The 18,868-nt window shown below is 34.4% G+C and carries 14 protein-coding genes and 1 tRNA gene; 10 read left to right on the top strand and 5 right to left on the bottom strand.

The window, feature by feature from the left end; genetic code table 11:
- Positions 1-2 precede the first annotated feature (2 nt).
- The 4 genes from ACRDEC_RS08880 to ACRDEC_RS08865 all read right to left on the bottom strand — a co-directional run bounded on the left by ACRDEC_RS08880 (position 3) and on the right by ACRDEC_RS08865 (position 6,052).
- Positions 3-440 (bottom strand): retropepsin-like aspartic protease, encoded by a 438-nt coding sequence (locus ACRDEC_RS08880; RefSeq protein WP_431497981.1) that lies wholly within the window; start codon positions 438-440, stop codon positions 3-5.
- Positions 406-3,009, bottom strand: coding sequence for a CHAT domain-containing protein (locus tag ACRDEC_RS08875; RefSeq protein WP_431497980.1), 2,604 nt, complete (start codon positions 3,007-3,009; stop codon positions 406-408). The genes ACRDEC_RS08880 and ACRDEC_RS08875 overlap by 35 nt, the downstream gene beginning before the upstream one ends.
- Positions 3,010-3,030: 21 nt before the next feature.
- Positions 3,031-4,980, bottom strand: coding sequence for a PKD domain-containing protein (locus ACRDEC_RS08870; protein WP_431497979.1), 1,950 nt, complete (start codon positions 4,978-4,980; stop codon positions 3,031-3,033).
- A gap of 79 nt (positions 4,981-5,059) precedes the next feature.
- Positions 5,060-6,052 carry a hypothetical protein gene (locus tag ACRDEC_RS08865; protein ID WP_431497978.1) on the bottom strand — a complete coding sequence of 331 codons (993 nt, stop codon included), beginning with the start codon at positions 6,050-6,052 and terminating at the stop codon, positions 5,060-5,062.
- 181 nt (positions 6,053-6,233) lie between these two features.
- Between ACRDEC_RS08865 and ACRDEC_RS08860 the strand changes: the two genes are divergently transcribed.
- The 8 genes from ACRDEC_RS08860 to ACRDEC_RS08825 all read left to right on the top strand — a co-directional run bounded on the left by ACRDEC_RS08860 (position 6,234) and on the right by ACRDEC_RS08825 (position 13,503).
- Complete coding sequence (locus ACRDEC_RS08860) at positions 6,234-6,749, top strand: RNA polymerase sigma factor (RefSeq protein WP_431497977.1); 516 nt, start codon at positions 6,234-6,236, stop codon at positions 6,747-6,749.
- Positions 6,750-6,753: 4 nt separating this feature from the next.
- Positions 6,754-7,479 carry a tetratricopeptide repeat protein gene (locus ACRDEC_RS08855; protein WP_431497976.1) on the top strand — a complete coding sequence of 242 codons (726 nt, stop codon included), beginning with the start codon at positions 6,754-6,756 and terminating at the stop codon, positions 7,477-7,479.
- Between the two features lie 88 nt (positions 7,480-7,567).
- A complete protein-coding gene (locus ACRDEC_RS08850) occupies positions 7,568-8,335 on the top strand; it encodes a TatD family hydrolase (RefSeq protein WP_431497975.1) in 768 nt (255 codons plus the stop codon).
- A 60-nt stretch (positions 8,336-8,395) separates the two neighbouring features.
- Positions 8,396-9,532 (top strand): 1-acyl-sn-glycerol-3-phosphate acyltransferase, encoded by a 1,137-nt coding sequence (locus tag ACRDEC_RS08845; RefSeq protein WP_431497974.1) that lies wholly within the window; start codon positions 8,396-8,398, stop codon positions 9,530-9,532.
- Entirely contained in the window at positions 9,519-10,547 is a 1,029-nt protein-coding gene (locus tag ACRDEC_RS08840) for an asparaginase (protein WP_431497973.1), read from the top strand. The genes ACRDEC_RS08845 and ACRDEC_RS08840 overlap by 14 nt, the downstream gene beginning before the upstream one ends.
- Positions 10,548-10,608: 61 nt before the next feature.
- Positions 10,609-10,695: transfer RNA gene (locus tag ACRDEC_RS08835), tRNA-Ser, on the top strand.
- A gap of 246 nt (positions 10,696-10,941) precedes the next feature.
- Entirely contained in the window at positions 10,942-12,195 is a 1,254-nt protein-coding gene (locus ACRDEC_RS08830) for an AbiH family protein (protein WP_431497972.1), read from the top strand.
- Positions 12,196-12,792: 597 nt separating this feature from the next.
- Entirely contained in the window at positions 12,793-13,503 is a 711-nt protein-coding gene (locus ACRDEC_RS08825) for a DUF4386 domain-containing protein (RefSeq protein ID WP_431497971.1), read from the top strand.
- A 325-nt stretch (positions 13,504-13,828) separates the two neighbouring features.
- On the opposite strand, the gene ACRDEC_RS08820 is transcribed toward ACRDEC_RS08825, so the two are convergent.
- Entirely contained in the window at positions 13,829-14,218 is a 390-nt protein-coding gene (locus tag ACRDEC_RS08820; RefSeq protein WP_431497970.1) for an SPOR domain-containing protein, read from the bottom strand.
- Between the two features lie 216 nt (positions 14,219-14,434).
- Here ACRDEC_RS08820 and ACRDEC_RS08815 point away from each other — a divergent pair, with 216 nt between their 5' ends.
- On the top strand, positions 14,435-15,772 hold the full coding sequence (locus ACRDEC_RS08815; protein ID WP_431497969.1) for a c-type cytochrome: 1,338 nt from the start codon (positions 14,435-14,437) through the stop codon (positions 15,770-15,772).
- A 33-nt stretch (positions 15,773-15,805) separates the two neighbouring features.
- On the top strand, positions 15,806-18,850 hold the full coding sequence (locus ACRDEC_RS08810) for a TAT-variant-translocated molybdopterin oxidoreductase (RefSeq protein WP_431497968.1): 3,045 nt from the start codon (positions 15,806-15,808) through the stop codon (positions 18,848-18,850).
- Positions 18,851-18,868: the final 18 nt, after the last annotated feature.

Raw genomic sequence — 18,868 nt, 5'->3', positions numbered from 1 at the left:
TTTTATTTAAGGTAAAAACAATGGTTGTAGTAATCAATAATAGATTTTCCGCTTTGCAAAACATCGGCGCCTATAATGCCGTGAATAGGTCTTGTTTTAAATTCCTTTAATGCTTGATTTACGTGAGATAAATCGAAAATGACAATTGCAATGTCCGTGTGTTTCCATCGGCCGATTTCAATTTTGTTTTCTTTCGAAACTAACGTTCTCATTCCAATTGCTCCGGCTCCGGCTGCTTTTGTTTTTGATGCTGAAGTTTCCAAGTTGAAATATTCGATGCTTTCAAAACCAACACAACTGTTGCTGGCTCCGGTATCCAGTATAAAATCGCCATTTATACCATTTATTTTCGCTTTTATAAGCAAATGCTGGGTTTTTAAAATCCTGAATTTTATTTTTTTGTATTTATTTTTTTTTAGAATTTTCTCTAATTCTTCCATCTTTTATTTTTTTGAAGAGTAAAAATAGTCCAAAACCAAAAATGATACCCAATCCAATATAAATGGAGTAGTGGGTTTCGGTTTTAGGCTCCAAGGTACCATAATAGACCATTGCACTCCAATAATAAGGTGATTTTTTTGCATTTGGGATATGGGAGTCATTTAAGTAATCTAATTTAGCTTTATGATTGGATTCGAAATAGGAATTGTGATTTTTTACATTGAGATAAAAATGATTCATAAAAACCGAAGTTGTATAATCGTTTACCTTCCATAAAGAAAACATTAAATTACGGGCTCCTGCAAATTGAAACCCCCTTGCAACACTCATAGCTCCTTCGGCTTTATAAAGTTTTCCCAAACCGGTTTCACACGCGCTTAAAACGACTAGGTCAGGATGGATGTTGAGATGGTATAATTCGGAATATAAAACTTCCTGATCGTAAAAACGAATGCTTGCCGGAGTATAAAGATCTCCTGAAGAAGCGTGAGTAGAAAGATGCAATATCGAAAAATCCGCTGCATTGGCTTTGAAATTGGTAAATGTCGCTTTGTTTCTTTTTAAATAAATTCCTGTGAAAGACTTCTCAATATTCTCTAATTCTACCTTTGAAAAGGGAAGTTCCAGTGGTGAATTTTCAAAAACAGGGAAAACACCTAAGACAGTTTCTTTTGTGTGCTTAAAAGGTTTGGAATTCAGATAGAAATCAGCCGAATTAGCATATCCAACTTTAAAGTCATTGACCAGATAATGCATTTTGGTAAAATTTGCCGTTGCTGTTTTTTCGACGATTAAAGCTTCGAAAGGGATAAAGTTTAAAATGCCGTCGGGAATAATAACTAAGTTTTTTTGGGTAGAATGTTTTCCCGGCTGGAACGTTTCGTAAAGTTTATTAGCGGAAAGATTGTAGCCTTTTGTATTATTTGTGATAACATTTGCATCACTAAAATAATTGATAAACCCGTAAATATCTGTTTGTAATTGGCTGGTGATTTCAAAAACTTTTAATGTTATTTTGCGATTGGACAATGTAAACAGATAAATATCTTTTGTCCCGTAAAAAAAGGAAATCATATCGGTTTTGTCTTTTTCTAATTTTTCATACAAATCGGTAAGATTGATAATTTCATTTTTTGAATCAGTAGTTTTTAACCGTTTTGATTTGAGCAAAAGCATCAGCTCATTTTGTTTTTTTATAGCATGGTTTATTTTTGAAATATCAGCGGCATCTAATTTCTGCTGTTCTTTCAAGATGTTGTCCGACCAACTTTGAAGTGCTTCTAAAATACGTTTTTCTTCCTGTGATATGATTTGATTTTCAGCGATATAATGCTTCAAAACACTTGATTTTGTCTGATCTTGTAATTGGTAAGCAGTTTCTATATAACTAATTTTTTTCTCTTTCTGATAAAGCGAAGTATAAAGGGAAATGCATTTTTCAGTACGGTTTCGATTTCTGATTTGTGAAATGATTTTTGAATTTTCATAAACGAATAATGATTGAAGTAATTCTTCGATGTGAAAAGAAAGCGTATAGCATTCTAACGCTTTTTTAGGCTGATTTTGATCTGAAAATAATTGTGCCTGTAAGTCTAAAGCATCAATTAGAACCGTTTCGGCATAGAGACTGTTGGTGTCCGGAAGTAATTTTTGCTGTTTTTCATAATCAGGGATGAGCGTTTTAAATACAGCAGTTATGGATTGGGTTGCTTCAGTTTGTTTTCCTTGTTCAAAAAACAACAATGCTTCATCATAATAAAATCGTCCTGTCTTTCTAGGTTCTAGGTTTTTACTTTCAAAAAACATTTTTTTTGCGGTTGCAAAATAAGAATCAGCAGTTTTGAAATCTCGTTCCCGGTTATAAATCAGCGCTAAGTTTCTGTTTGCATTCGAGACAGTAATGATTTGATTTGTGCTGTTTTTTAATAAACTGATAGAAGTTTGCAACGCTTTTTTTGCCTGTTTGAAATTAGCGGTAATCGTATAATTGGCACCTAAATTATTCAGTAATATTCCTTTTTGCGTGTAAGATAATTTTTCTGTTTTTATGGTTTTTTCTAACAATGCTATTGCCTGGTCACTTTTTCCGGAACTTTGGTAAACATTAGATAAATTAAGGACTGATGCTATCTTTTGCTGCTGGTTTCCTTCCATGCTGGCAATAAAAAAATACTGTTTTATTGTGTTTTCGGCGTTGTCATAATCTTCTGTAACAGTATAAAGATTCCCTAAAGGTTTTAAGCAATACTCAGTAATGTCGTAATTTTTGAGTTGATGAGTTTGAAATAATTGCCATGCTTTTTCATAATCTGAAATGGCTTTGCTTGTTAATCCGAACTGATTTTCAAAATACGCTTTATTGCATTTTAAAATGACAAATGCTAAAAGTTCCGATTTCGTCTTAGGATTGAATTTCTTTTCTGAGGATTCTAATTTTTTTAAGCTTTCGGGGCTGGGTTTGGCGACGAAGTTGTCAATAGCATCGTAAATGGTATCTTCTAAGGTGATTTTTACGTTTTGGCAAAAAGCGAATTGCGCAAAAAGAAGTAGAAGTAAAACCTGTTTCATGTCAGTTTTGTGGTGTTGAATTTAAAATTTCCAAATTGCATAAAACTGCCAGTAATTAAAATTTTTCTCAAAAGGTAAAATATACCGAATTCCAACACTTGGTCCGATTCGAGAGAAGCCACCTGTAAAATCGAGTAAAATGCCTGATTTGAATTGAGAGAAAGATTCTTTTATGGTTTCGGATCTATTCATTTCTTTCATCACGAAATTAGGGTTTATGCCTTCAAAAATTTCAAATTTGGTTTTCATATCCTGATCTTCAGAAATATTAATTCCGGCCAAAACTCCGGCACCAACTCCAAAATAGTTATTAATGTTATATCGCATTAATAAGGGAATTTCCATAGTAACGTTGTCAAATGATGACTTTGTTGTCGTACGGTGCAATTGACGAACGCCGTTAGTGCCGGTTACTATTTCGTCATGAATACTGGTTTCTGAATTGTATTTATGGATGCTGTTTTGCCATTCTGCCTGCCAATACCAGCGATATGCTTTAAAAGGGGAAACAGTAGCAGCAACAAAGTAACTTTTGGAATTTTCTAAGCCGGAAAAATAATTATAACCGGTTTTTGCACCAATACAAATGCCGGGTTTAAATCTCGTAACGGCATAATTTGTAATTACAGGCTCGTTTTTATCAAAGAAAATAGAAGTTTTGCTGCGTGTGGTTTGTTTGTGGAAATCTTTAGCCAGTTTCATGGTGTATTTTACAAATCCCTTTGTGCTGTCTTTTTCGGTTACATTTTTCTGGTTACTTCCGGGAAGATAAATGTTTTTGAAAATGAAATGGATTTGCTTTTGTTTGAGAATCGTGTCCAGGCAGCTGTAAGTCACTTCTTCACCTTTGGGGCAAATAGGGCATTTAGGATAGGAATCTACGATTTGAAGTGTTTTCTTATCAAACATATCCGGAATATCAGATTCCAGACGGATGGTTCTTGCCGGGCCTTCACCGTCATTCTGAAAACGAATTTTAAAATTCAGTTTTTTAAGTCTCACGAATCTGTAATTCATGAAAAGCCCGTTGCTTGACATCTTATTAGGATCATGTGAGGTTACGATTTCCATTTCGAGTGTTCGTTTCTTATGATTTTTGTAATTTCGGTCCGGGACATAAATACCTCGCATTTTTACTGTTGCACTTGTATCTTTTATCATTTCCGGAGTGGTTTTGAAGGTAAAAAAAACGTTTCGGGTTTCGTTGGGATTCATAGTGTCAAACTCGAGAACGTTAACATTTCGAAATTGTGATTTGCATTCCAAAAGCGTCATTTCCAGATTTTCATCTTTTCGGGATAAATTACTGTTATAGTTTGTTTCGTTTGAAGAAGTAGCTACATATTGGTTGGTATTATTGAGTTCATCTGAGTAGGCAAAACCTTCTTCTATAACTTTTCGTTCATCGAAATGGGTTCGGTATTCTGTTAATTGGAAATTATCGCTTTTAAATTCTTTGTCGTTATAAAAAAGGTATAGTTTTCCATTGGCTACATAATTCAGACTGTTTTTGTAACTCACAACTACAACCATTTCTTCATCAGGAACAGGTTCCCTGTTGTTGAATATACTGTATCCGATTGAATCAGCCAGTGATGCGATTTCGGTATAATTGTTCTCGGTTATTTCGTTTATGGCAACAGTTTTCGGTCGTGTTTTGGGAGGTTTTCCATTGTCATAATTGTTAGTTACCGTTAGGTTTACTTTGTATTCACCTGGCTTTTTGTAATTATGTTTGGGATTGGGGTCTTTGCTGTAATTTCCATCTCCCATTTCCCATAAGTAAGAATAGCTAGCTTTTGGCGCTCCGGCAATTTGGATCAGAGGAGGGGTTTCCGGTTTAAAAGAAACTTGATTTCCTTTTTTATTATAACCAATGTTTGCTCTTCTTGTTATCGTGTCTTTTACTTTGGTTTGGGAAAACAAGAAAAAAGATGACATAAAAAACATAAGTAAGTATAATTTTTTCATGATCTTTTGGTTTTTGGTATATAAAAATATAGAAAAGCGGCGAATTTGTCACCACTTTCCTATATTTTTTTAATTTGAATTATTGAATGGCATTGATAGCAGCAACGAGTTGCGCTTCAGTTCCCAATGTAGTTTCAGCAAGTGTAAAAGAGTAAATAGCATTTGCAGTAGTTGTAACTGCTTTTATTCCGTATCTGAATTGTCCGTCTTCTTCGGTTACGAAAATAATATGACAAGCTAATCCAACTGGAATTTGTCCGTAATGTTCACTGAATAAACCTGCAGCAGTATAAGTATCCATTTTCGCTAAGGCATTTTGCCCTTCGCCATCGTAAGAAAGGTAAATTGCGCTGTTGTCAAAATCATAGCCTTCCGGTGCATCAACAAGAATAGTAGTTTTAGGTCTTGGGTCGCTATAAAATTTATCGACGTTTGTCCAGCCGAAGTTTCCAAAACTTACATAATAGCTTGAGCCTCCTGTTCCGCCTTGACCTACATCAATTCCGCCTCCGCCTGCAGGATTTGGATTGTTTTTTCTCCATTCTAAATCGCCTTTGGCATCGATAAAGCCAGTAAATAATTCCATACCCATATCAGCGCCGCCAGTTAAGTTGGCAGGAACTTCCAATTGAATATTACAGGTTGTGGTAAGTTGTTGTCCGTTTTTTGTAGCATTAACATAAAATTCACCGCCTGAAATCAGTAATTCTAAATTTCCATTAGCCATTTTTCCCGAAGTTGGTTTGTTTGTTGTTAGCATAGTTCCTTTGTCAAATACTTCGATGAATTTAACATCTACATTCCCGGTTACAGGATTTCCGTTTAGCGTCAGGCAGTTTCCGTTTATTGTGATTTTCACTCCTTTTGAAGAGGTAAAAGTGGCCGTTCCGTTTTCAGCTACCATGGTGAAATTCTGAGTCAGATTGTCTAATGCTTCCTGACTTAATGCTCTGTATTCTTGAGATGAAGGTGGAATATGTGTAATTTGACTCTCATTATCACTAGTACTGCATCCCGTCATTGTGATTATTCCGAAGAATAAAAGACCGATTGTTTTAAAATTTGATTTCATGATTTCTAATTTTTTTGTGTTATTAATTATCGTGTTTGTAGATATATCAATTAGAGATTCAATTTGTTACCCATTAGTTTTATTTTTTTTAACTTTATCCATTTAATAGTTATTCATGACCGGTAAAAATCTACACTCAGATCAAATGTATATTGATGGCTTATTGCAAAATAATTCCAGCGTGATACAAGTTATTTACAAGAAATTTGCGCCAAAAATCAAGAATTACATCAGAAATAATAGCGGTAATGATGACGATGCTCAGGATATTATTCAGGAAGTCTTAATTATTATTTACAATCAAGCCAAAACAACCGGATTAAAATTGACGTGCCCTTTTGAGGCTTATTTTTTTCTATTATGCAAAAGACGCTGGCTGAATGAATTGAAAAAACAAGCGAATAAGAAGGTAACAATTTCAGAAAATCTTGTATCTATAGATGAACCTGTTCAGGATATGGTTTTTCAAACCGAAGTTTTTGATGAAAAACAGTCGTTGTTCGACGAGATGTTTCAAAAGCTGGGTGAAAAATGCCAGGAATTACTCAAATTAAGTTTTGTGTCTAAAACCATGGAAGACGTAGCCGAAAAACTGAATGTAACTTACGGTTATGTGAGAAAGAAGAAATCACTTTGCACAGGACAATTGTCAGAAATGATTCAACAATCGAACAGGTACAAATCTTTTAAAAACTAGCGTCATGAACGAAGAATTATACATAGGCTTTGAAAATTATCTCAATAATGAAATGCTGCCTGAAGAGAAGTCTGATTTTGAATTAAGACTTCAAAACGACGAAAAGTTTAGAGAGGACTTCAATTCATATAAAGAAACCACACAGTTTTTAAACAGTAAATTTTCCGAGGAAACCAATGATTTTAAAGAAAACTTAAAATCAATTTCAAAAGATTATTTTTCTGAAAATCAACAGGATAAGTCAAAATTGATTTCTTTCAAACCGTGGCAATATGCTGTCGCTGCTTCAATTACAATCTTGTTTGGTACCTGGTTTCTGATGCAAAATACCAATCCGGAATATGGAGATTACAACCAGCATGAGAATGCCTATTTCATAGAGCGCGGAATTGAAGATGTGAATTTGAAAAAAGCCCAGGATTTTTTTAATGCCAAAGAGTATAAAAATGCAGTTATGGCTTTTGAAAAAGTGGACAACCTGAAAAATCCGGAATTGCAGTATTTCTATGCTATTGCTTTAATTGAAACCAATGATTTCGCTAAAGCAGCCATTCTTTTGGATAACATTAAAGAAGGCACTTCGGTTTATAAAGACAAAGCAACATGGTATTTGGCACTTTTGGAATTAAAGCAGCATAAAATTCCTGCTTGTAAGTCCCTATTGGAACAGATTCCTTCGGATGCGGAAGATTTCGAAAAAGCCCAAAAATTGCTAAAAGCCCTGGAGTAATTCTCAATAGTATTCTGTTTTGTTTTTTCTGTGAAAACTAGCGGCAATAATCGTATTTTTACAGCCCAAAAAAAGCACTTATAATTTGATGGTTTTAACAGATACACATACTCATTTATATTCGGAAGAATTTCATGAAGACAGAGCCGAAATGATTCAAAATGCCATTTCAAAAGGCGTTTCCAGATTCTTTATTCCGGCTATTGATTCCAGCTATACTCAAAAAATGTATGCTTTAGAAGCCGCATATCCTGAAAATATTTTTCTGATGATGGGGTTACATCCTTGTTATGTTAAAGAAAATTATGAGGAAGAATTAGCTCATGTTGAAGCAGAATTAGCCAAAAGAAAGTTTGCCGCCATTGGCGAAATCGGGATAGATCTGTATTGGGACAAAACAACTTTGGCTATTCAGAAAATTGCTTTCCAGCGACAGATTCAATGGGCAAAAAAATACAAGTTGCCTATAAATATTCATTGCCGAGAAGCTTTTGATGAAATTTTCGAGGTTTTGGAATTGGAAAAATCAGATGATTTATTTGGTATTTTTCACTGCTTTTCCGGGACTTATGAGCAGGCACTCCAAGCGATTTCCTATAATATGAAATTAGGAATTGGAGGGGTTGTGACGTTTAAAAACGGAAAGATTGACCAGTTTTTAAACCAGATTGATATCAAACACGTCGTTTTGGAAACCGATTCTCCTTATTTGGCACCGGTTCCTTTCCGCGGAAAACGAAACGAAAGCAGTTATATAACACTCGTAGCTCAAAAATTAGCCGAAATTTATACTATTTCAATTGAGGAAGTTGCACGTATAACGACTCAAAACGCAAAGGCTGTATTTGGAATGTAAGGGTTTCTTAACCTAAGATTAAAAAAAAATTCGTTCATTTGTAGGAATAAATTCTCTGAAATGTCAAAATTCGATGCCATTCGACCGTATTATGATGCCGAAGTAAATCAGGCTTTGCAAAGCGCAATTAATCATCCGATAATGAAGGCGATGATGAATTTCACTTTCCCTGATGTTGAAGAGGTAGTTTGGAAAACACAGCTGAGCAAAACGCATTCTATTCGCGATTTTCAATGTAATTTTATTTACGAAGCAATTCAAAAAGTACTTAAAAAAAGTTCTGATGGCTTGTCTACTTCCGGATTCGAAAAGTTGGAGCAAAACACCTCGTACCTTTTCATTTCCAATCATCGCGACATTATTTTAGATACCTCGTTGCTTAACATTGCGCTTTTTGATCATGGATTGGTCATGACTGCATCGGCGATAGGGGATAATCTGGTGAAGAAAGATTTTCTGAAATCATTATCAAGACTTAATAGGAATTTTCTAGTGCAAAGGGGATTGCCTCCACGGGAATTACTGCAAAGTTCTCATCTGATGTCTGAATATATAGAGCAATTGTTGTTGCGTGAAAACCGATCTGTCTGGATTGCACAACGTGAAGGAAGAACCAAAGATGGTAACGATGCCACGCATTCAGGTGTCTTAAAAATGCTTGCTATGGCTTCCGGAAATAGAAATGTAATTGACTATTTTAAGGAAATCAAAATTGTTCCTATTTCTATCTCATACGAATACGATCCGACAGACGCTCTGAAAATGCCGCAATTAATGGCTGAAGCCAATCAGGAAAGGTATGTAAAAGGATCTAACGAAGATTTCAATAACATCATTAGTGGTATTATAGGTCAGAAGAAAGGCATTCATATCCACGTGGGTGATATATTAGATAAGGAATTGGATGAAATAAAAGCTGAAAATTCAAATTCAAATAAACAAATTCAGGCCTTAACTCAGGTTGTCGACGTGTCTATCCTGAAATCGTATAAATTATGGCCAACCAACTTTATCGCTTACGACGTTTTGCATAAAACGGACCAGTTTTCGGACCGATATACAGAACAGGAAAAATCGCTTTTTGCACGTCGACTGGAAATGCGTATTGATGGTAAAAACGAGCAGATGAAGGAAAGTTTTCTTGCCATGTATGCCAATCCGGTAGTAAACAAAATGAAATACAATGACGCAGTCTAAGCCTAATATTCTCCTGATTTATACTGGAGGAACCATTGGAATGGTTAAGGATTTCGAAACGGGTGTTTTAAAAGCATTCAATTTCAGTAAACTGCTTAAAAACATACCAGAGTTAAAATTGCTGGATTGTAATATTGCCACCGTTTCTTTTGAAAATCCTATTGATTCTTCCAATATGAATATTCAGGAATGGGTAAAAATGGCCAATATCATCAAGGAAAATTACGATGCCTATGACGGTTTCGTAGTTTTGCACGGTTCAGATACCATGTCGTATTCCGCTTCTGCCTTAAGTTTTATGCTGGAAAACCTCGATAAACCGGTTGTGTTTACAGGCTCTCAATTGCCTATTGGAGATTTGCGTACAGATGCCAAAGAAAATCTGATTACAGCAATCCAGGTGGCTTCGTTACAGCAAAAAGGCAAATCCGTTGTCGCTGAAGTCTGCTTGTATTTTGAATACAAGTTGTATAGAGGAAACCGAACTACAAAAATCAGTGCTGAACATTTTAATGCATTTACTTCGCCTAACTTCCCGTGTTTAGCCGAATCTGGAGTGCATTTGAAAGTGAATGAAGCTATTTTGGTCAAACCTTCAGCAAAAAAACTGGATGTTCATACTGCGTTTGATGACAATGTTGCTATCGTAAAAATATTTCCGGGTATGAATGTAAACGTGGTTAAAACCATTTTGTCAATACCGGGATTGAAAGGAATTGTTTTGGAAACGTATGGTTCAGGAAATGCTTCCACGGAAGATTGGTTTTTGAATGCGTTGGAAGGTGCTGTCAAAAAAGGAATTTACATTATAAATGTGACGCAATGTTCCGGTGGAAGTGTCAATATGGGTCAATATGAAACCAGTTCACAGCTGAAACAAATTGGCGTAATTTCCGGTAAAGACATTACAACTGAGGCTGCTATAGCGAAATTAATGTACCTGTTAGGGCAAAATGTGGCGCACAATGTTTTTAAGACCATTTTCGAAACTTCGCTTCGTGGTGAAATGAATTGAAATTAAATTCCAAAAATAATTTTATCAGAACTATTTTATTCTTTTATTTGCAAAAATATTCAGAGGGGTGTCCGAGTGGTTGAAGGAGCTAGCCTGGAAAGCTAGTATATGGGTAACTGTATCGTGGGTTCGAATCCCATCCCCTCTGCAAAAAGAGTCTAATTATTTGCTTGTCAAACAATTAGACTCTTTTTTTGTTTTGACTTGTGTCATATATGTGTCAAAAATGAAATTTGGATGAAGATTATTGTGGTAAATATTCAAACCTTTTGGATGGAGTGGTTTGAAAGAGCATTGGGTTGTTCGTTGAGTTTTTGAAGATTATAAGGTAAGTTGTGTATATTTATGAGTTAGTAGCAAGCATTAATCAACAATATTTTCAAACTACTTTTTTATGAATAGAATAATTTTAATTGGTAACGGATTTGATTTAGCCCATAAATTTCCAACTAGTTATCATAACTTCATAGATTATTTATGGGAGAAAATCTGTAAAGAAGTACAAGCTGCTGAGGTTGATACAAGTTTTAGCAATAAATATATATCAGTTTCTCGCGTACCACGTCAATGGTTTCCAGGCCATAACTATGAGGCCCTTGTCAAAAGTTTACAGTATATCGGGAAAAATATATCTTATAACAATAGGTTTTTAGAAATTATAACTGATAAAAAAAACCTTAAAAATTGGGTTGATATAGAAAATGAATATTATCAGCTACTCAAAGAGACATTCAAAATTGTAAAAAGTAAATTTAGTATAGAAGATTTAAACAGACAGTTTGAATTTATTAAGACTGAGTTGAATGAATATTTATTAAACGTTGAAAACGAATATTTAGAAAAATTAATTTTGACAGGAGTGACTAATGATATTGGACCAAAAATTTATTGTCCTTTCAAATTAAGAGATTTCACTGAGAATTCAATTAATGAAAAAGCGAACGTTGAATACGATAAAATTAAACCAATTATTGATGACCTCGAGAATGGAAATATCACTTTCGAAGAAATAGCCCCAGATAAACAAAGACTTATTTCAAGAATTAGCACAAAAAGGACAAAACAGGAATTGCGAAAATTATTATTATCAGATACAGCAGTTGATTATTTTGACTTATTACCCGAATCAATATTATTTCTAAATTTTAATTATACAAGTAGTGAAAGATTATATCTGAATAAAAATGACTATGACCATTTTGGTAATTATACAGATAAAAATGTTGAAGTTATCCATATACATGGGAGCGTTGACACTTCTCATTCAAATCCAATAATTTTTGGCTTTGGTGATGAACTAGATGATGATTATAAGGAAATAGAAAAGTTAGAAAATAATGTTTATCTAGATAATATTAAATCTATAAAATATCTTGAAACTGAGAATTATAAAAATCTATTACAGTTTATTAACTCTGGAAAGTATCAAATTTTACTCTTTGGACATTCATGTGGAACATCTGATAGAACTCTTTTAAATACATTGTTTGAAAATAATAATTGCGTCTCTATTAAACCATTTTTTTATGAATGGACAAATGGAAATAATTATAGTGATATTATTAGAAACATATCCAGAAGTTTTAATAATAAAGCGATAATGCGTGACAAAGTTGTTAACAAAAAGTATTGTGATAACATATCATAACATGTCAGCGGATAACAGCCCTTTTGCATTAGAAGCTTTGAATGGTATCAATTTTATTGATATTTTTTAAATTAAAATTAATTTGGTGCAACATAAGTACAACAAATCAATATGTTTTTTGAATTGGGCATACTAATTTAGCAAGGAGTTAGAATTTAGAATTAAGTTTAGTATATTTAAAATAACATTACGCATATAGTTAGCTGTTTTTAAGACATATACATGATGAAATCAGACATATAAGTAAGTTGGCGGTCAAGCTGCGAGATACCGTAAAATATTGAAATGTAACAAAATATAATTCCAATCGTCTTACTCATAAACATAAAAAACGAAAAATATATTTAAGCAAGACTTCAAGAATTTTGAAGGAGTAAGACCAATAAATATTTATGTTCTAAGAGTGTATTTTGCGCTTATTTTTTTGTAATGGGTTAGATTACGTGGACAGAGGTTTTAACTCATATTAGAGAATGGGAACCAGTAGATGGTGTAACTTGTTAATTATGGCCAGGTTATGCTGCAATTTCATTTATTGGCAATACCTTTTATTCATTGGACATATTTCTTTAAAAATTATATTCTACCAACAAAAAAATGATAACAGATAAAAATTTGGCTCGTATAGCAGGCTTGTGCTATTTAATTGTAATAGCAACAGGACTATTTTCAGAAGTATTTGTAAGACAAGTATTAAGAGTGCCGAATAATGCTTTGGCAACTGCTCAAAACATTCAGGCACACGAAATGCTATTTCGTTGGGGTTTTGTTGCGGATATTATCAACTTTGTTGTCGGTTTACCTACTATATTAATTATTTACTATTTTTTCAAACGAGTAAATAAATTATTAGTACAAACTGCTTTGGCTTTTGTAATTATTCAAACTGCAATTATTGCAGTTAATCTTTTAAATCAAATTTCTACACTTTTAATTTTAAGTAACGAAACTTATCTTAACACATTTGAGCCTAAACAACTTGCTTCACTTTCGCTATTATCTCTAAATATTCAAGCACAAGGCTACGGAATTGGATTAGTATTTTTTGGTTTTTACTGCTTGATAATAGGTTTTCTGATTTTTAAATCACAATTAATTCCAAGAATATTGGGAATACTTTACGCAATTGCAGGTTTGTGTTACTTAATAAATAGTTTTACAATGTTTCTTTCAAAAGGCTTTTTAAATCCATTATTTATATATCTTGCCATTCCTATTTTTATTGGCGAATTATCATTGTGTTTGTGGATGCTAACAAAAGGAATTGACACTTCAAAAATAAAAATATTGAATGAAAAAGAAACTTAAGACGGTTTAGTGAAATAGCTCATTTAGTTTTCTTTAACCGGAAAATTTAAGTTGATATTTTACTTACTTTTAGAACTAATTATTAAAAACTCCACTACTGGGCAAGTTCTAGACATTGGCTTAAGCTTTTTTCATCAAGGGGTTTGAAGCTTTGTCCGGTGTCATATATTGTCTAATTTCAGGTTTTTTTAAAACATAATACATTGATATTCTAATTCAAAATTTTACTTTGTAAGTATTTCAAACAAAAAAGCCCTGACTTTCAAAAATCAAGGCTTTTTCCATTCTTTATAATAGCGAACTAATCGAATCGATAATTCAAATGCTATTTATTTGGCTTTATTAAAAAAGCATTCGGGTATTTTTTCTTTAGCGCCAAAAGCTTTTTTTCGGCTTCAATGCGGGTTTTAAAGTTCCCAATCCATACTTTATATATAGGTGTGTTGAAAACTATTGTGGCATCAACATTCTTGTTGGCTTTTCTAAATTCGGTTAATGCCTTCTTACTTGTTTCGCTATCACCGGTAAAAATCTGGATTTTATAACGGTCATTAACTGTAATTGACGAATTAATCTTACGTTTTTCATTTAACAGCTGTTCAAACCTCGGATCTTGTTTAACACTCGTTTTCCCATCCTGTGCAAAACTATTTGAGGTAATAAAAAGAAAGAAAATCAAACAGGTAAAACCTTTCGGCAGACTTAAAATTCTCATAATGAATATATTTTTTAGCAAAAGTACATTTTAACTGATTAAACAAATCAAAAATATTATTTAGAATAAATATAAATTAATAATTAAGATATATTTAAGGTTTTGAGAATAGTTCATAAGTCGTATTTTTGTCGGAGTTTTTTAAATGGCATATTGTATTTGCTGCAAAAACAGTAGAAAAAACTATGCCAAATTTAGATGATAATCATTTAATATATGAAAAAAGTGGGAAACCATAAATCGATTTCAAGGATAATAACGCTAAGTCTGGCGTTTGTATTATCCGTTTCTTTAAGTTCTTTTGCCCAAACTCCAGCTGCTCCTGCGGCTGATGCTGCAGCTACAACGGCTGCACCTCCTGCTGCTGGTGGTGATGCTGTTCTGGGTAAAACATTGTTTAATACCAATTGTGCCGCTTGTCACAAGCTTGACTCTAAGTCTACCGGGCCTGCTCTGAGAGGGGTTTCTGAAAAACATGATAAAGCTTGGTTTTATAAGTGGGTTCATAACAGTGCAGCTTTAATTGCTTCAGGTGATGCAGAAGCTGTAAAGGTTTTCAATGAGAACAACAAGGTTAACATGACAGCCTTTCCTCAATTGTCAGAAGCGGATATTGATAATATTTTAGCATACACGGATACCAAAATCGAAGTGTCGAAAACTGTGCTTCCTCAACTTGGGGCTGAAGGAGCTTCAAAAGAAGGTGGTTTGTCAAACAACTTGATCTTAGGATTATTAGCAGGTATTTTGGCAATTTTGGTGGCTATGTTATTTATGGTTAACAATGTGCTTAATAAAATAGCTAAGTCAAATGGTGTTGAAGTTGCTGAAAAGCCAAAATCATTACCAATCTGGAAAGCTTTTGCAAGAAACCAATTTTTAGTACTGGTTTCTGTAGTGTTATTGATGCTGACAAGTGCTTACTTTATCTACGGATATTTGATGCAGGTTGGTGTTGATCAAAATTACGCGCCTATTCAGCCAATCCATTATTCGCATAAAATTCACGCCGGTGATAATGGTATTGAATGTAAATACTGTCACTCTTCAGCCAGAGTAAGTAAAAATGCAGGTATACCTTCATTAAATGTTTGTATGAACTGTCATAAAAACATCTCTGAATTCCAAGGTGACAAAGATTCAACATATGTTGATTATACTAAGGAGTACTACACTGCTGAAATTCAGAAATTATATGACGCAGTGGGTTGGGATAAAACAACTCAGAAATATACTGGAAAACAAAAACCGGTAAAATGGGTTAGAATTCACAATTTGCCTGATTTCGTTTATTTCAATCACTCTCAACACGTAACTGTTGCTGGAGTTGAATGTCAGACATGTCACGGTCCTGTGCAAACTTTTGAAGTAATGAAACAATTCTCTCCATTAACAATGGGCTGGTGTGTGAACTGTCACCGTCAGACTGATGTGAAGATCGAAGGAAATGATTACTACAAAAAAATTCACGAAGAACTTTCTAAAAAATACGGTGTAGATAAGTTAACTGCAGCGCAAATGGGAGGTTTAGAATGTGGTAAATGTCACTATTAATAGAATACTAAGAAGCTAATTTTTATATACAATATGTCATCAAACAAAAAATACTGGAAAAGTGTTGAGGAGCTAAACGAAAATAGCTCTATTGTTGAGACGCTTAGAAATAACGAATTTGTTGAAGAAATTCCAACAGATGAATTTTTAGGTGATGCGGCTACTTTAGCTACGTCTTCTACAACACGTCGTGATTTTCTTAAGTACGTTGGATTTAGTACTGCAGCTGCTACATTGGCAGCTTGCGAAGGTCCAGTGCATAAGTCGATTCCTTATGTAGTTCAACCTGAAGAAATTATCCCTGGAGTAGCGGATTTTTATGCTACCACTGTGGCGGATGGTTTCGATTTTGCTAATATTTTAGTAAAAACCCGTGAAGGTCGTCCTATTAAGATAGAAAATAATAAAATCGCCGGTGCGAATTTTACAGCCAATGCTCGTGTTCATGCGTCTGTGTTATCATTATATGATAATATGCGTTTGAAAACATCTAAGATTGAAAACGTAGTTGCATCTTGGGAAAAAGCAAATGCTAAAATTAAAGCTAGCGTAGCCGAAGCTAAGGCGAAAGGAGGTAAGGTAGTTTTACTTACTAATACTTCTGCGAGCCCATCTACGGATAGATTAATTGGGCAGTTTTTAGCGTTAAACCCTAATGCAAAGCATGTGGTGTATGATGCGGTTTCTTCTTCAGAAGCTTTAGATGCTTTCCAAATGGTTTATGGCGAAAGAGCTTTAGTTGATTATGATTTTTCAAAAGCAAATACGATTGTTTCTGTTGGTGCGGATTTCTTAGGAGATTGGCAAGGAGGAGGTTTTGATGCTGGATATGCTCAAGGAAGAATTCCTCAAAACGGAAAAATGTCGCGTCACTTTCAGTTTGAAGCTAATATGACAATGTCAGGTGCTGCTGCTGATAAACGTGTGCCAATGACTGTAGCTAATCAAAAATTAGCTTTAGTAAAAATATACAATATTATTACCGGTGCAGCTGTTTCAGTTTCAAAAACTGATAATGATGATGCGGTAACAAAAGCTGCACAACAATTAAAAGCTGCCGGAAGTAAAGGTGTCTTGGTGTGTGGTATCGAAGATAAAAATGCGCAATTGTTAGTTTTAGCTATCAACCGCGCCTTAAGCAGTGAAGCTTTCAATACAGCAAATACACGTCAAATCCGTAAAGGAAATAACGCTGATGTAAAACAGCTTTTGGCTGATATGAAATCAGGTGCTGTTCACACTTTAATTATGAATGCTGTTAACCCGGTTTATTCTTTACCTAATGGAAAAGAATTTGCTGAAGCTTTGAAGAAAGTGAAACTTTCTGCTTCATTCACGATGAAAGAAGATGAAACAGCTTTAGTTTCTAAAGTAGCTGTTGCTGTTCCTCATTATTTAGAATCATGGAATGATGTAAGTATTGTAAAAGGCAGTTATGCAATTACACAACCTACAATCCGCCCTTTATTTGATACAGTTCAATTTCAAGATGCTTTGTTGTCTTGGACAGGTAGTTCCCAATCATACTACGATTATATCCGTACTTCATGGGTTGGAACAAAATCATGGAATCAATTAGTTCATGATGGTGTTGCTGTAAATGAATCAATTTCTGCAGGAACTGGAGCTGGAGCTGACTTTAACAGTGCTGCTTCAACTTTAGCAAAAGCTACTCCTGTTGCCAGCGGATTGGAATTAGTAATGTATACTAAAACCGGTTTAGGAGATGGTCAGCAGGCAAACAATCCTTGGTTACAGGAATTCCCAGATCCAATTACACGTGCTTCTTGGGATAATTATGTAACCGTTTCTAAAGCTGATGCTGAAAGATTAGGATTGGAAAACTGGAATGTAGCTAATGGTGGTCTTAACGGAAGTTATGCAACTTTAACTGTTAATGGTGTCAAATTGGAGAAAGTTCCGGTTATGATTCAGCCAGGACAAGCTAAAGGAACTGCAGGTATCGCTTTAGGTTACGGACGTATTGCTTCTATGAAAGAAGAAATGCAGGTGGGAGTTAATGCTTACACTTTGTATAACAACTTTAGCAATGTTCAGAACGTAACAATTGCTAAAGAAAGCGGAGAGCACGAGTTTGCTTGTGTTCAATTACAAAAAACATTGATGGGTCGTGGCGATATTATTAAAGAAACGTCCCTTGAAATATTCAATACTAAAGATTCAAAAGAATGGAATGTTATTCCGGTTGTATCTTTGGATCATAAAGAAGTTGCTGCAACTACGGTTGATTTATGGGAATCATTTGATCGTACAGTAGGACACCACTTCAATCTTTCTATAGACTTAAATGCCTGTACAGGTTGTGGGGCTTGCGTTATCGCTTGTCATGCTGAAAATAATGTACCGGTAGTTGGAAAAGCGGAAGTTAGACGTAGCCGTGATATGCACTGGTTGCGTATTGACAGATACTATTCTTCTGAGGATACTTTTGAAGGGGATGATAAAACTAAAGAAGATGCTTCAGGTCTGATGGATTCTCTTTCTACATTACGTGGAATGGAAAGTCCTTCTGATAATCCTCAAGTAGCATTCCAGCCGGTTATGTGTCAGCACTGTAACCATGCGCCTTGTGAAACTGTTTGTCCTGTGGCTGCGACATCACATAGCCGTCAAGGTCAAAACCATATGGCTTACAACCGTTGTGTGGGAACTCGTTACTGTGCAAACAACTGTCCTTATAAAGTACGTCGTTTTAACTGGTTCTTGTATAACCAAAATGATGAATTTGATTACCACATGAATGATGATTTAGGTCGTATGGTATTAAATCCGGATGTAAACGTTCGTTCTCGTGGGGTTATGGAAAAATGCTCTATGTGTATTCAAATGACACAAGCTACTATTTTGACTGCTAAAAAAGAAGGAAGATTAGTAAAAGATGGCGAATTCCAAACTGCTTGTTCAAATGCATGTTCTTCTGGAGCGATGGTTTTTGGTGATGTTAACGATAAAGAAAGTAAAGTTGCTAAATTAGCCGAAGATAAAAGAATGTATCACTTGTTAGAGCACGTTGGAACAAAACCAAACGTATTCTATCACGTAAAAGTTAGAAATTAATATTAATAAGAAATAAGA

This window comes from Flavobacterium sp. (assembly GCF_050696275.1).
GTDB lineage: Bacteria > Bacteroidota > Bacteroidia > Flavobacteriales > Flavobacteriaceae > Flavobacterium.
The sequence above is the reverse complement of the archived record's forward strand: the minus strand, read 5'-3'. Positions and strand labels throughout refer to the sequence as shown.

Bases quoted from the DNA above. Each gene is read 5' to 3' on its own strand.
- ACRDEC_RS08880 (WP_431497981.1), bottom strand. From the start codon at position 440: ATGGAAGAATTAGAGAAAATTCTAAAAAAAAATAAATACAAAAAAATA.
- ACRDEC_RS08875 (WP_431497980.1), bottom strand. From the start codon at position 3,009: ATGAAACAGGTTTTACTTCTACTTCTTTTTGCGCAATTCGCTTTTTGC.
- ACRDEC_RS08870 (WP_431497979.1), bottom strand. From the start codon at position 4,980: ATGAAAAAATTATACTTACTTATGTTTTTTATGTCATCTTTTTTCTTG.
- ACRDEC_RS08865 (WP_431497978.1), bottom strand. From the start codon at position 6,052: ATGAAATCAAATTTTAAAACAATCGGTCTTTTATTCTTCGGAATAATC.
- ACRDEC_RS08855 (WP_431497976.1), top strand. From the start codon at position 6,754: ATGAACGAAGAATTATACATAGGCTTTGAAAATTATCTCAATAATGAA.
- ACRDEC_RS08850 (WP_431497975.1), top strand. From the start codon at position 7,568: ATGGTTTTAACAGATACACATACTCATTTATATTCGGAAGAATTTCAT.
- ACRDEC_RS08845 (WP_431497974.1), top strand. From the start codon at position 8,396: ATGTCAAAATTCGATGCCATTCGACCGTATTATGATGCCGAAGTAAAT.
- ACRDEC_RS08840 (WP_431497973.1), top strand. From the start codon at position 9,519: ATGACGCAGTCTAAGCCTAATATTCTCCTGATTTATACTGGAGGAACC.
- ACRDEC_RS08830 (WP_431497972.1), top strand. From the start codon at position 10,942: ATGAATAGAATAATTTTAATTGGTAACGGATTTGATTTAGCCCATAAA.
- ACRDEC_RS08825 (WP_431497971.1), top strand. From the start codon at position 12,793: ATGATAACAGATAAAAATTTGGCTCGTATAGCAGGCTTGTGCTATTTA.
- ACRDEC_RS08820 (WP_431497970.1), bottom strand. From the start codon at position 14,218: ATGAGAATTTTAAGTCTGCCGAAAGGTTTTACCTGTTTGATTTTCTTT.
- ACRDEC_RS08815 (WP_431497969.1), top strand. From the start codon at position 14,435: ATGAAAAAAGTGGGAAACCATAAATCGATTTCAAGGATAATAACGCTA.
- ACRDEC_RS08810 (WP_431497968.1), top strand. From the start codon at position 15,806: ATGTCATCAAACAAAAAATACTGGAAAAGTGTTGAGGAGCTAAACGAA.